This window comes from Stagnimonas sp. FW305-C-60, assembly GCF_058782965.1.
In genome coordinates, this window is record NZ_JBYSYF010000001.1 from 994049 (window position 1) to 1007120 (window position 13072).

Below are 13072 nucleotides of genomic sequence, written 5' to 3' on the forward strand. Positions count from 1 at the left end.
AGGAACCCCTACTTAGATGGCTTGGCCGAGCTTGAAGATGGGCAGGTACATGGCCACCACCAGGCCACCGACTAGGACACCCAGGATCGCCATGATCATCGGCTCCATCAGGCTGGAGAGGTTGTCGACCATGTTGTCGACCTCCTCCTCGTAGAAGTCGGCGACCTTGGCGCACATCGCGTCCAGCGAGCCGGACTCCTCGCCGATGCCGATCATCTGGATCGCCATCGCCGGAAACAGGTTGGACTGCGCCATGGTCAGCTGCAGCTGGGTGCCGGTGGACACCTGGTCCTTCATGCGCTGGATGCCCTCGGTGTAGACGATATTGCCTGCGGCCTTGGCCACCGAGTCCATGGCGTCCACCAGCGGCACGCCGGCGGCGAACATGGTCGAGAGCGTGCGGGCGAAGCGCGCCACCGCCGACTTGTAGAGGATGTCGCCGAACAGCGGCGCCTTCAGGAAGGCGCGGTCGAGGAAGCGCCGGAAGTTCTCGGAGCGCAGATGCGCCTGCTTGAAGGCGATGACCACGCCGGCGACCACGCCGATCACCACCCACCAGTAGGCCTGCACGAACTTCGACAGCTGCACCACCATCTGGGTGAACGCCGGCAGATCGGCGCCGAAGCCCTTGAACAGGTCTTCGAACTGCGGAATCACAAAGTACAGCAGGATGCCGGTGACCACGAAGGCCACCACCACCACCGCCGCCGGGTAGGTGAGCGCCTTCTTGACCTTCTTCTTGATCTGCTCGGTTTTTTCCTTGTAGGTGGCGATCTTGTCGAGCAGCGACTCCAGCGCGCCCGATTTTTCACCGGCCTCGACCAGGTTGACGAACAGGTCGTCGAAGTGGGCCGGGAACTTCGCCAGGCTTTCCGACAAGGACAGGCCGCCCTCGATGCCGGCCTTGACCTGCATGATCATCTCGGCCATCGACTTGTTCTCATTGCCGCGGCCGACCAGTTCCAGTGCCTGCACCAGCGGCACGCCGGCCTTCATCATGGTCGCCATCTGGCGGCTGAAGATGGCGATGTCCTGGCCGGTGATCGGCTTCTTGCCGCTGCCGAAAAACTCCAGCCTCTTGTTGACCCGGATCGGGTTGATGCCCTGCTTGCGCAGCTGGAATTTCACATAGCCATCTGTAGGGCCGACCATCTGGCCCTTCAGCTTGTTGCCTTTGCGGTCGGTGCCCTCCCAGGTAAAGATGTGGTCCTTGACTGCCGGCTTGATGCTTGCTTTGGCGGGATTCGCTGCGGTTGCCATGAGCCTGTTCCGAATGGGGTGTGCTGACTGTGCCTACAGCTTATTCCGAAACCGTGCAGCGGTTGGCCTCGAGCAGGTCGATCTGGCCATCGAGCACCTTTTTCAGGGCCGATTCGCGCAGATCCTTGATGCCTTCCTTGCGGGCCTGGTCAGCGATGTCCATGGCGTTGCCGCCCTCCATCACGATGCGACCCATGGCGTCCGAGAAGGGCATCACCTGGTAGATGCCGGTGCGGCCCTTGTAGCCGCGGTCGCACTGGTCGCAGCCCACCGCCTCCATGATCTGCGCGCCGGGCGAATCCAGCTGCTCCGGCTTGAAGCCATTGCGGATCAGCTCGGCACGCGGAATGTTGGCCGGCCGCTTGCAGCTCTTGCATAGCCGCCGCGCCAGACGCTGGGCGATCACCAGTGACAGCGTGCTGGCGATGTTGTAGCCAGGCACGCCCATGTTCATCAGGCGGACGATGGTCTGGGGCGCGTCATTGGTGTGCAGGGTGGAGAGCACCAAGTGGCCGGTCTGCGCCGCCTTGATGGCGATTTCCGCCGTTTCCAGGTCGCGGATTTCGCCGACCATGATCACGTCCGGATCCTGGCGCAGGAAGGCTTTCAGCGCCGCCGCGAAGGTCAGTCCGGTCTTCGGGTTGACGTTGACCTGGTTGATGCCGGGCAGATTGATTTCCGCCGGATCCTCGGCGGTGGAGATGTTGATGTCGTCGGTGTTGAGGATGTTCAAGCCGGTGTAGAGCGACACAGTCTTGCCGGAGCCGGTGGGGCCGGTGACCAGGATCATGCCCTGCGGCTGCTCCAGCGCCTTCATGTAGGCGGCCTTCTGCTCCGCCTCGTAGCCCAGCACGTCAATGCCCAGCATGGCGCTGGAGGCGTCGAGGATGCGGGCGCAGATCTTCTCGCCCCAGAGTGTCGGGCAGCTGTTGACGCGGAAGTCGATGGATTTCGACTTGGATAGGTTGAGCTTGATGCGGCCGTCCTGCGGCACCCGGCGTTCGGCCAGGTCCATGCGGCTCATCACCTTGACGCGGGCGGCGATGCGGCTGCCCTGGCTCACCGGCGGCTGGGCGATGGTCTTCAGCTCGCCGTCCTGACGGTAGCGGATGCGGTAGAACTTTTCGTAGGGCTCGAAGTGGATGTCCGAGGCGCCGCGGCTGATGGCATCGACCAGGATCTTGTTCACGTAGCGGACGATGGGGGCGTCGTCGGCGTCGGAGCGGGAAATGTCCGGCTCCTTGCCATCGTCCTCGTCGGCGACCTCCAGATTTTCGAGGTCGCTGTCCTCGCTGCCCATCATCATCGAGGTATCCGCCGCGCTGGCGGCGATCTCAATGGCCTTGGCCAGCTTGTCGTCCTCGACCAGGATCGCCTCGGTGACGAAGCCTGTGGCGAACTTGAACTCATCCAGAGCCTGGACGTTCATCGGGTCGGAGATCGCCACGAACAGCTTCTTGCCGCGCTTGAACAGCGGTAGAGCGCGGTGCTTGCGCAACAGCTTCTCGCCGACATCCTTGGCGGCCTGGCTGTCGAGTTCGATGGCGCTCAGGTCGAGCAGGGGGGAGCCGAATTCGGCACTCGCCACCTCGGCGACTTGCACCGCGGTGAGCTGTTTGCTCTCCACCAGCAGTTCCACGAACGAGCGGCTCTGTTTCACCGCCTTCTGCTGAAGGTCACGAGCGAGATCATCGCTGATCAGCTTGTCGTTGAGCAGCCGCCGGGCCAGACCACCGAGATAGGGCTGCGGTGCCACCGGGGCACCGGGATTGATTGCGGACACGGGCATTCCCCAGCGGGCTTGATCTATCGACAGGAGACAACGGAACCGATACTAGCTGGACTCCGCCCTGTTGTGAGCACACAGCCGCATGTCCGCCCGCGCCGTCCTGATGGTAACCCGCAACCTGCCGCCACTGGTTGGGGGCATGGAGAGCCTGTTGATGCGGGCGCTGACGGCGATTTCCCAACGGGTGCCAGTCGAACTCATCGGCCCCCAGGGCATTGCCGAACGGGCGCCGCCGGGCTGCAAGGTGTTGGCGGAACTGCCTTTCGGTGCCGGCCGTTTCCTGCCGGCTGCCAGTCTGCTGACCTGTCGGTTCGCTGATCCGGCGCGACACCAGCTCTGCTTCGGCGGCAGCGGCCTGATGGCGCCTGCTTTGCAGGCAGCGCGCTGGCGTGGACTGCCCACCGGGGTATATCTGCACGGCCTGGACTTGCTGTATCCGGCGGCCTTGTACCAAGGCCTGTTCGTCAGCCGGCTGTCGGCAGTGGACCGCATTCTCGTCAACAGCGCTTATACCAGGCGACAGGCGCTGGCCAAGGGCTTGCCCGAGCAGGCCATCCGGGTGGTCAATCCGGCGGTGGAGATGCCGTTGGCAGACCCTGCTGTCGAAGCGGCAGCGCTACAGCTACGGCGGGAGTTGGGTGGCGGCCCAATCCTGCTGTCGGTAGGTCGGCTGGTGGCGCGCAAAGGCGTGGTCGAGTTCATCGAGCAGGCCCTGCCGGAGCTGGTGCGGCGTCAGCCCGGCCTGCGCCTGCTGGTGGTCGGTGGTGAGCCGCCGGGCGGTGGTGGCCGGCAGTTGCAGCGCCTGCGGGCGGCGGTCGCGCATACCGGTCTGGAGACCACGGTGTCTCTGCTGGGCAGTGTCAGCAATGAGCGCCTGGCTGTGCTCTATGCCTGCGCCGACCTGCATGTGCTGCCTTTGGTCGAGATTCCTGGTGACGTGGAAGGTTTTGGCATGGTGGTTCTGGAGGCCGCGGCGCGCGGCGTACCGACAGTGGCTTTTGACCTGGGTGGTGTTGCCGATGCGCTCAGCGACACGGCCGGAGGGCAGTTGGTGCCGGCCGGGCAATACCTGCGTTTGGTGGATGCGATCTGCCAGGTTCTGGCAGTGGCAGACCCCGCCGCGCGAGCAGGTCTGATCGAGGAAACCCGCCTGCGATCCTGGCCGCGTTTTGGGGAGCAACTGGTCGCGGCCCTGCGTCTGGAGTGCTGACCGGGGCTGTGGACTCGGCCGTTGTGTTCAGAGACCGTCGAGCAGGGCTCGTTCAAGAAGGTCGGCCGACGCGTTCCAGTCCGACAGTGGTGCCACCGGCAATGGCGAGCGCAGCTGGGCGATCAATGCCTCGGCGAGAGATTGAGCATCTCCCGGCTGATAGTAGCGGGCGCGCGCGCCCGCGATCCAGCGCAAATTGGGTAAGTCGGCGCAGACCATCGGGATGCCACAGGCAATCGCCTCGTAGAGCTTGGAGGGATAGCTGCCAAGGCCGAATCGCCCCGGCGCTGCGGTGACCACCGCCAGATCCAGGCTGGAAAGCAATAGCGGCACCTCGGCGTCAGCGAGATAGCCACGGTGCTCGACATTGGCTGGCGTTGGTAGGCTGCGTCGGCCGCTGACCAGCCAGCGAGTTTGCGGCAGCGCTGCCTGCACGGTCGGTAGCGCCGCCCACAGAGTCTCCACATCACGTCCACGAGCCAGCGAGCCCAGGTAACCTGCCAGCAGTTGCTGCTGGGGTAGGCCTATGCGCTCACGGGCCTGCGCGCGCTCGACCCGCTGGAATGCCGGATCGGCGGCCATCGGTACCACTAGTGCCGGAGCCGCCCCGGAGAGGTACTGCAGATGCGCCGCCAACTGAGGCCCGGCGGCCAGACGCAGATCGGCTTTACGCAGCGCACGACGCCAGAGGCGGTGCAAAGGCCAGGCCCAGGGCATGTAGGCCTCGAAGTCGTCATAGCTGTCGATGGCCGAGCGTGCGCCGAGTTCGGCGGCGAGGCGGGTTGCAGCAAGGCCGTAGTAGATGTCCGAGCAACCGATGATCCAGTCAGGGCGCTGCTGTCGGCTCATCTGCCGAAGGCCGCGCCAGACTGGCAGTGGCCCCTGACTGCGGATATCGAATGCGCATACCTGGACTCCATCCCTGTGCAGTTCGGCAGGCGGGTCGCAGCGGTGCCCGAGCAACGCCAGGGTGACTTGGTGACCGCGCGCCGCGAGTGCCGTGGGCAGGTAGTGAAAGCGCCCGTAGGGGCGCTCCAGAAGGCTGCGGCCTTGGGGGTGGCGCTTGGCGAGGAACAGCAGACGCATCAGGCGCGTAGCAGCTGGCCAAAAGCCGCGGCTAGGCCGATTCCGGCTAGCCGGGAAGCCCAGCGTCGCAGCACAGGCACCGTAGCTCGGCGCTGGCTGGTGGCTTGGGGCGCAAGTCCGCGTGCCTTTAGCTCGGCCTCAGCACTGGTTAGCGCCCGCAGATAGGGTCGGTATACCGTCGCGCGCAGCTCCGGCGTTAGCTGCGCCCGGTAGGGCAGCAAATTGACGTCGTACCAGCCACCGCCCACCGCCTTGAGCCCCTGGTAGTGGAAGAACAGCAGTGGCTGGCCATCGACCTGCGGGCCATCGGTACCTAGGCTGAGCCGGTGGCCGTCGACATTCCAGGGCGCGAGGTTGGCCCCATGGTGGCTCAGTACCACCACGCCGGGGAAGCGTGGTGCAAAACCTTCGAGATACTTCTGGTCTGCGTAGCGCGCCGGCTCGTAGCGATCATGGCACCACTCCAAGCAGCGCTCGCGCCACCAGTCGAGGCAAGCCAGTCCCTCTTCGCTGCGGCGGAAGCTTAGCCAGGCGACGTTGTAGACGCCGCTGCGTTGAAAGCGTGCCGGTACGCGCGGCGCAAAGCGGTGCGGGACGATGGCTACATGGCCGGCACCGAGTTCCTCAAACAGGGGCTCCGGCGAGGCAAAGAAGGCGAGGTCGGCATCAAGGTAGGTGACGATGTCGGCATCCGGTGCCAGCGCCAGCACGCGTCGCGGCCAGCAGGGTGAGCAAGTGAAGTAGTACTCCACACGGCTCCGCCCCGACTTGACCGCGACCAGCTTGGGGTCTGCGGCCTCCAGCGCCTCCAGCGTGTGCACTTCCAGGTGCGGTAACGCCAGTGCGCGTAGAGCTTCTGCGCAGGCTGGTGTCAGTGCCAGAACCCATAGTCGGAATGGCTCGCCCAGTGCGCACAGCGAGCGATGCAGCACCAAACCGCGGCTGAGGTAGCCCTCGTCAAAATAGGTGCAGTAGTGGCGCATTAGCCGCGGGCAAAAAAATCGCACACTGCCTGAGCCACGCGTTCGGCTGCCTCAGGCGGCAGTTCCGGGTACATGGGCAGGCTCAGCGTCTCGCGCGCGATGCGCTCGGTTTCGGTTAGGCCGCCGACAGCTATCTGCACGGCGTCTCGGTAGCCAGGCTGCAGATGCACTGGGTGCGGGTAATGAACCCCGGTGCTGATGCCGTGCCCAGACAGCCAAGTGCGCAGGGTTTCGCGCTCTGGGGTCTGGCAGACGTATTGGTGGTACACCGGCTGCGCACGCTTATCGGGTGGTAGGCGCCGGAGGCTTGCCGTCGGTAGCGCGGCCAGGCGGGTGTCGTAGATCGCGGCGAGCATGCGACGGCGGGCGTTATCGACCTCCAGAGCTGGCAGGCGCACCCGCAGGATTGCTGCTTGCAGCTCATCGAGTCGGCTGTTCATGCCCGCTTCCTCTGCCCACTGCGGCGCGCTCCAGCCGTACTGGCGCAGCCGTCGCAAGCGGGCGGCGAGGGCGTCGTCGTTGGTCAGCACGGCGCCGCCGTCGCCGACGGCGCCGAGGTTCTTGGTTGGGTAGAAGGAGAACGCGGCCAGTCGGCCGAAGCCGCCGACGCGGCGGCCTTCATATTCAGCGCCGTGTGCCTGGGCGCAGTCCTCCACCAAGGCGGCATTACATTCCGCGGCGATCTGCGCCAGTTCATCCATGGCGCAAGGTTGTCCATACAGGTGTACCGGCAGGATCACTCGGGGCCGTGGCAGCCTGGCCGGCCACCGCGCCAACGCCTCTGCCACCCGCTGTGGATCCATGAGCGCCGAGTCTGGGTGTACGTCTACCAGAACCGGGGTGGCGCCGACTGCGCGTATCGCCGCAACCGTTGCGGTGGCCGTCATCGACACCGTCAACACGGTATCGCCTGGTCCGACATCGAGTACGCGCAACGCCAGAACCAGGGCATCCATACCGTTGGCAACGCCAACGGTATGGCGGAGACCACACCAGGCGGCGAACTCGGCCTCGAAGGATTCCACTTCGGGGCCCAGGATGTATCGGTTGGATTCCAGTACTCGCCGCAGCGCCGCCTCAATGGCGTCGCGCCGGCTGAGGATGCCGGCTGAGGGGTCGCAGACCGGTATGGAGTTCACCGGTAATGCTCCAGATGGCGCGCGAAGTAGGTAAGGGTTCGCGACAGGCCCTCAGCTAGTGGAATCTGTGGCTGCCAGCCGAGCGCAGCAAAGGCGCTGTAGTCGCTGTAGTAGTCGCCGATATCTATCTTTTTGCGCTCGGCCGGAAATTCCCGAATGTGGTACTCGCCGTCACCATTGGCGCATAGCAGCAGCTCGGCCAGTTGTCTCAAAGAGACGACCTCGGGACTGCCCAGATTGAACACGCGGCCGATTGCTTCGGGGTGGCTCACCGAAAGCAGCAGCGCGTCCACAACATCATCGACGTAGTTGAAATCACGGAGCTGCTCTCCGCCCCAGACTTCGAAGTCCTGCCCTTCGAGCAGTCGACGCACCCAGATCCCAAGAAATGTCTGGCGTGCATCTTTGATGCGCATCGCTGGGCCATAAGTATTGGTCAGGCGCAGTGCCGAGGTGGCGATGCCATACACCTGTTGGTAGAGAAGGTGATAGTTCTCACCGGCCAACTTGTTAATCCCGTTGACATCTACAGGACGCAGAGGATGACTCTCATCAACAGGTAGGTAGTCGGGGCGGCCATAGATCTGTCTGGTACTGGCGAACACGATACGCACAGATGGGTTGTAGCGGCGACAGGCTTCCAGAATCGACAATTGTGCTGCGGCATTGATGTCCAGGTCGATGAACGGGTTATCCATCGAATCCTGGTGGCTGGTCTGCCCGGCCAGGTTGAACAAGTACTCTTGTCCATCGAGCATGTTGCGGAAGCTGTGTGGGTCGCGCACATCGGAGATATTGATCCGGATTCTGTTGGCAACTTCCAAGAGGTTGTACAGATTGCCGCCATATTCGGGGATCAGGCTATCGACCACAGTCACGATCGCCCCCGCCGCTAACAGCCGACGAGTCAGGTGTGAGCCGATAAAGCCGAGGCCGCCAGTAACTAGGACACGACGGTTGCGGAAATCCCCATGAGCCTGTGCTGTCATCAGCTATTTCCTCGTGCATGTGCTGACTTCTGCCAGAGCTGAACATGGTCCAAGTAAAGACTGCTATCGCTGGGTGAAAATGGGGCCAACAGCAGTCCCAACAGCATTAGTGGGGGTAAGATGAAAATCCGGAGGAGGAATCGTGCCGGGTTCGGCCATTGGCGCAGGCTGGTCCAAAGGCTGCACGCAGCCAGTTGAGTCAATGCGCTCCCCCCAGTGGTTAGTCGCTTCTCAACAAGAATGTTGAAGCCGGATTCCATAGCCAACTGCCGCAAGCCATACCGGGTATAGCGAAAATAGTCGTACGGCGCCTCGTGCTCATCCCACACGAATGGCACCGACAAAAGCAGCTTTCCGTCAGGCTTCAGGACTCTGGCGCACTCATCAAGAAACTGAATCGGGTCAGGTACGTGCTCCAAAACCTGATTGCACAGAAGCGAGTCGAAACTTCCGTCCGCGAAAGGGAACGCGCTGCCGCCATAAAAGACGTCTGCCCCACCACGCGCACGCGCCATCGGAGTATCCAATTCCAGTCCGATGTAATGGGTGTGCCTAAAAAGGGCAGCATAGGGACGGGTGCCGCAGCCGACATCCAGCAAGTTGCCGCTAAGTTCGGATGCCAGTTCCGACAGGCCGCTTAGCAGGGACCGGCGAGCTAGCCAGAACGGATTCACCAGCCAACCGAAGGCTCCGGGGTTGAAGCTCTGCTCATGCAGCCATTTACGAATAATCACCGGGTGGACTCCTGCCGGCGCAAGATCAGGCCGCGATATTGGATGTGACGACTGCCCGCTTGGAATTGGCCATCACTCCCTGTCCAGTTCAAAACCGGTCGATAGCCCGCTGCTCGTGCTGTGGCAATGAGGGCTTCTTCGGAGAAAAGCCAGCAGGGGTAACGGTGTCCACCTATGTTGCGCGGATTTTTCTGGACCACAATCAGATCCTGCATGCCGTCTATAAAAGGCATGCGGTCGACGACCACAAATTGGGCGCCAACGGATAACAACTCCGAAAGACAATCGTGCGGATTCTGCAGATAGGGCAATACTGCGGAAGCCAATACAGCATTGATCTCTACCCCGGCACGGCAAACGGCGTTCACGGAGTCATGGAAGTGCAGATCAGCGCTACCCGCAAAAAGCTCCCGCCCTGCCGCCGCGAAACTGGCCTGTTCTACTACATGCCACGAGTAGGCTGGCAGTAGCCCCAGCCAAGCCTGCCAAGCAAGCCAGTGGCTACCTAGCGCACCGCCAAAGTCGAGAACGCTGAGGCTACCATGCTCTGCTGCCGCCGCCATCATTATGGCTGCCAATGCAGGGCTGACTGACTCCTCGATCGGGCGCACAGAACCGTCCTGTTCTCGCTGTCCTGTATGTAAGGCGAGCGTGGTTGCTTCGAGGACACGGGCCAGGATGCTTGCCTCATCGTAGCTCCCTTCGCGGGCCGCCTCAGCCCAGTCAGCATAGGGGCCGGAGAATCGCATGGTTTGGCCTGACAGGCGATTAAGGAGATTCCGCACCGCGGGTGGTAGCCAATACCTGGCAAGAGTCATCTTGCTCAAGGCTTTGTCCTCACGGTAGCAACGCGGCAGGGGTTGTGGCGCGGTAGGGGTGCAGGTTGCCCCTTCGGTACGCAGCAAAAATTGCCGCAGCATCTCCGATCGCAACCATACCGTTACGCACTAAGGGCCATGAGTGTCGACGATCTAGATTCACCATGCTAAATCGAGCCACCTCAATCTCCACAGTCCTTATGCCAAGGCTGTGCAAAGCCGCCAGCCGGTGATTGCCATCTGTCACCAGATAAGTGCTGCCAGCGCCATCGCGTAGTTCGATGCACCGTATATAGCCGTATTGGTGTGGGCGATAGCCGATTTCGGACATCCGTTCGTGGCCCTGCTCAAGCCAAAGGAATTCTTGCTCGATTCTCTGCATTGGAATTCCGGCCTCGCAAAAATGGGTGAGTAGGTCCGGTATCTGCTCCACGTTGGAGCACCAACCATCTTGTCCGAGAACGGAGCTAGGGCGTCGCCAAGGTAACCGCCAAAGAGGGATATGGCGCGCGAGCTTTGCTCCGAGAGCGGTGCCTAGGTCCCTGGGGCGATAGTGGCGCAGAAAGTCAATGAATGCAGCGCGTAGTTCTGTGCGTTTCACATGTTGAGAAATGCCGACTGCGTATTGCTCGTATGGATGAAATTCGTCCCGGCCATACCGGAAGCCGCAGTAGTGCACACAGGCGGCAATATCGACTCGACGGCGCTGGTAAAGCGCGGCCCCTAGAAATTTCGACGGACGCGACTCAGGCACGTTCAAGAGAGTAGGCCCAGCAATCAAAGTCCCAACTGGCGAATAAACGCGTCTGGCTTCGAATCTGCAGGCCGCTTGCGACAAAGCTGGCGTGCAACTTGGATTGCGAATGCAGAAATGAACGGATATGAGCCCAGGCCGCCGTGGTTGGTGTTGCGCGCCGACCTGTTAGATGAGTAGAGAAGAAGCGCAACAATCGGCCGCTAAATCGCCTCCAATTTGATCGTGGATGATAGGCCTGCACAACGAGCAAGCCATCTGCAGTCAAACAGCCAGTAAGTGAGCGCAGCGCAGGCGTCAGTAATTCCGGATCCAAGAGGTGTAGGAATCGCCAAGAAATGACCAGCTGCGCCGGTGGCAGGCCGGAAAGGTCTAGCAGGTCGGCCTGTATTAGTTCGATCTGCGGCGCGTCTGCCTGCTGTATGGGTAGTCGCTGTCGAGCCTGTTCCAGCATCGCTACCGAAAGGTCAACCCCAGTCACTTGCAGTGCTTTTTTGGGGTATAGCGAAAAAAAACGGCCAGTGCCTACTGGAGCATCCAACAAGTGTGGAACTTTGGGGTGCTCGTGTAGAAGTTGGGCAACGTAGCGATGCTCAATATTCCACGCGTCCTCTCGTTGCCGTACTTCGTCGTACTGCTCGGCGTCGGCTTTGCCGTAGTGGGCGTATTGCACAGAATTCTCTATACGTTCAGCGGAGAAGGTGGCTTTGATCGGAACGGACGAAGGATGTTCCTGATCTGCAGCCAAAACAGGGGGCGAGTTTGCCTCCAAATCGCGTTGCCGATTATTGCTGAAAAACAATAAGTCACTACGGTGGTGAGTGCAGCCCCGGCCGCGCCGAAAGTGGGGATCAGGCTAAGTGACAAGATCAGATTGAGCGCGGCGGTCAGCATAGTTTTGCGCAGCACGTAGGACTGTAGATTGTTATTGACATACCAGGGGTCGGCAGCAGCGCTAATAAAAACCAGCCAACTGGACAGCACATGCAATTGCAGTAGAGGCGCGCTCATGGAGTAGGCCCTGCCGAAGACTACGGTCACCAATTGATGGGCGACTAACCAAGTCAGCAGCACGCAGATCAGCCCGGCCCAGCTCATCGCGCGGATCAGCCGCGCCAGCTGTTGCTCGAAATGGGCTGTGTCCTTGGCATGGCTGCGGGCAAGGCGGGGAGCTGCTGCTGCCATGACAGCCACTGGGATCGCGTACCAAGCCTCCGATAGCGAAAACGCGGCGGCGTAGATACCCGCGCTCTCGGCGCCATGGAAATGGGTCAGCACCAGTGTAGTTAGCCGTGAGTAGAGCGCTACCGCCACCCCGCTCAAGATGAGAGGGCTCAGTTGAGAGAGCAGCTTTCTAAAGTATGGGCTGGACCAGTGCAGCGGGAAGACCTGAGCGTCGATCTGCTTACTGCCCCTGATGAACAGTAGTGCACACAGGCCCGCCTCGAAGATGCCGGCCAAACCCAGCCCCAGGAAGGGTGAGTTGCTTTGTAGTGCTACTAGCTTCAGGCTCAGTCCAGACAGTAAGCAGACGCTGCGTGCTACGGCCGCGCGGGCGATTTGCAGCCGCGACAGGAGCAGCTGCTCTACGACCCAGATTGACTGAACGCAAGCAGTAACCCCAAGACAGAGCAGTAGTGGGGCGGAGTTTTCGTGGCCGGGGGACCAAAGCAACGCCGCTATGGCGCAGAGCGACAGTACGGCCAGCCCGGCCAACAGGCGTAGAGCTATGCCGGTGCCGAGCACGGTTGCCGCGGGAGTTTCACCACGCACGAACTCCCTTAGTAAGATGCCATCAGTGCCGGCGCCAGCAAGTGGGATGAACAGCGCGGCAAGCGCAATTGCACCCGCGTATTCGCCGTACTGTATTGGGCCTAGGGTGCGGGCGATTAAAAGCGTGGTTGCAAAGCCGACGATAAGGCGTAAAGCCCTCTCAGTGGAGGTGATCGCGGTGTCCCGCGCCAAAGAATGCTTCATGGCGCTCGGGTGGTGCTTGGTTGACTGCGAGTTGACCGCTGGTCGACTAATGCTGGGCAAGCCCTGCAAGCATGCATCTGTGACCACCAATTTGCTGGCTCTGAACTCTCGTTCTCGTAGCGGGCGGCTGGCATGCCGACCGAAGTTCGCTGTGGTACTCGAAATGCTTGGCCGACCGCAGTTGGTGCCGAGCCGAGACAATCGGTTGCGCTACTAGCGCGCAATTTGCGGAGATGCGCTGGTTCGAGCGCGAATGGCGGGCATCCGGAAATAATCTTTTCTCTCGTTTGCAGGGCGAAGCTTGCCTGGGATTCAATCTTTGCCACGGTGGGA

At 61.8% G+C, this 13072-nt stretch carries 11 protein-coding genes; 1 reads left to right on the plus strand and 10 read right to left on the minus strand.

Annotated elements, in window-relative coordinates; genetic code table 11:
- Positions 1 to 12 precede the first annotated feature (12 nt).
- The gene (locus AC3WT6_RS04550; protein ID WP_492652374.1) at positions 13 to 1260 is read right to left on the minus strand and encodes a type II secretion system F family protein; all 1248 of its coding nucleotides are present in this window, start codon (positions 1258 to 1260) and stop codon (positions 13 to 15) included.
- 40 nt (positions 1261 to 1300) lie between these two features.
- The gene (gene pilB, locus AC3WT6_RS04555; RefSeq protein WP_492652375.1) at positions 1301 to 3043 is read right to left on the minus strand and encodes a type IV-A pilus assembly ATPase PilB; all 1743 of its coding nucleotides are present in this window, start codon (positions 3041 to 3043) and stop codon (positions 1301 to 1303) included.
- An 88-nt stretch (positions 3044 to 3131) separates the two neighbouring features.
- On the opposite strand from pilB, the gene AC3WT6_RS04560 reads away from it, so the two are divergent.
- A complete protein-coding gene (locus tag AC3WT6_RS04560; RefSeq protein ID WP_492652376.1) occupies positions 3132 to 4259 on the plus strand; it encodes a glycosyltransferase family 4 protein in 1128 nt (375 codons plus the stop codon).
- Positions 4260 to 4286: 27 nt separating this feature from the next.
- Here the strand turns inward: AC3WT6_RS04560 and AC3WT6_RS04565 are convergent, their stop codons facing one another.
- The 8 genes from AC3WT6_RS04565 to AC3WT6_RS04600 all read right to left on the minus strand — a co-directional run bounded on the left by AC3WT6_RS04565 (position 4287) and on the right by AC3WT6_RS04600 (position 12739).
- Positions 4287 to 5345, minus strand: a complete 1059-nt coding sequence (locus tag AC3WT6_RS04565) for a glycosyltransferase family 4 protein (RefSeq protein WP_492652377.1) — start codon at positions 5343 to 5345, stop codon at positions 4287 to 4289.
- A complete protein-coding gene (locus AC3WT6_RS04570; protein ID WP_492652378.1) occupies positions 5345 to 6166 on the minus strand; it encodes a hypothetical protein in 822 nt (273 codons plus the stop codon). Before AC3WT6_RS04570 ends, AC3WT6_RS04565 begins: the two co-directional genes overlap by 1 nt.
- Before the next feature lie 161 nt (positions 6167 to 6327).
- Complete coding sequence (locus AC3WT6_RS04575; protein WP_492652379.1) at positions 6328 to 7467, minus strand: DegT/DnrJ/EryC1/StrS family aminotransferase; 1140 nt, start codon at positions 7465 to 7467, stop codon at positions 6328 to 6330.
- On the minus strand, positions 7464 to 8456 hold the full coding sequence (locus AC3WT6_RS04580) for an NAD-dependent epimerase/dehydratase family protein (protein WP_492652380.1): 993 nt from the start codon (positions 8454 to 8456) through the stop codon (positions 7464 to 7466). Before AC3WT6_RS04580 ends, AC3WT6_RS04575 begins: the two co-directional genes overlap by 4 nt.
- Complete coding sequence (locus AC3WT6_RS04585; protein WP_492652381.1) at positions 8456 to 9190, minus strand: class I SAM-dependent methyltransferase; 735 nt, start codon at positions 9188 to 9190, stop codon at positions 8456 to 8458. The genes AC3WT6_RS04580 and AC3WT6_RS04585 overlap by 1 nt, the downstream gene beginning before the upstream one ends.
- A complete protein-coding gene (locus tag AC3WT6_RS04590) occupies positions 9187 to 10008 on the minus strand; it encodes a methyltransferase, TIGR04325 family (protein ID WP_492652847.1) in 822 nt (273 codons plus the stop codon). Before AC3WT6_RS04590 ends, AC3WT6_RS04585 begins: the two co-directional genes overlap by 4 nt.
- A 746-nt stretch (positions 10009 to 10754) precedes the next feature.
- Positions 10755 to 11435 carry a class I SAM-dependent DNA methyltransferase gene (locus tag AC3WT6_RS04595; RefSeq protein ID WP_492652382.1) on the minus strand — a complete coding sequence of 227 codons (681 nt, stop codon included), beginning with the start codon at positions 11433 to 11435 and terminating at the stop codon, positions 10755 to 10757.
- An 8-nt stretch (positions 11436 to 11443) separates the two neighbouring features.
- Positions 11444 to 12739 carry a flippase gene (locus AC3WT6_RS04600; protein ID WP_492652383.1) on the minus strand — a complete coding sequence of 432 codons (1296 nt, stop codon included), beginning with the start codon at positions 12737 to 12739 and terminating at the stop codon, positions 11444 to 11446.
- Positions 12740 to 13072: the final 333 nt, after the last annotated feature.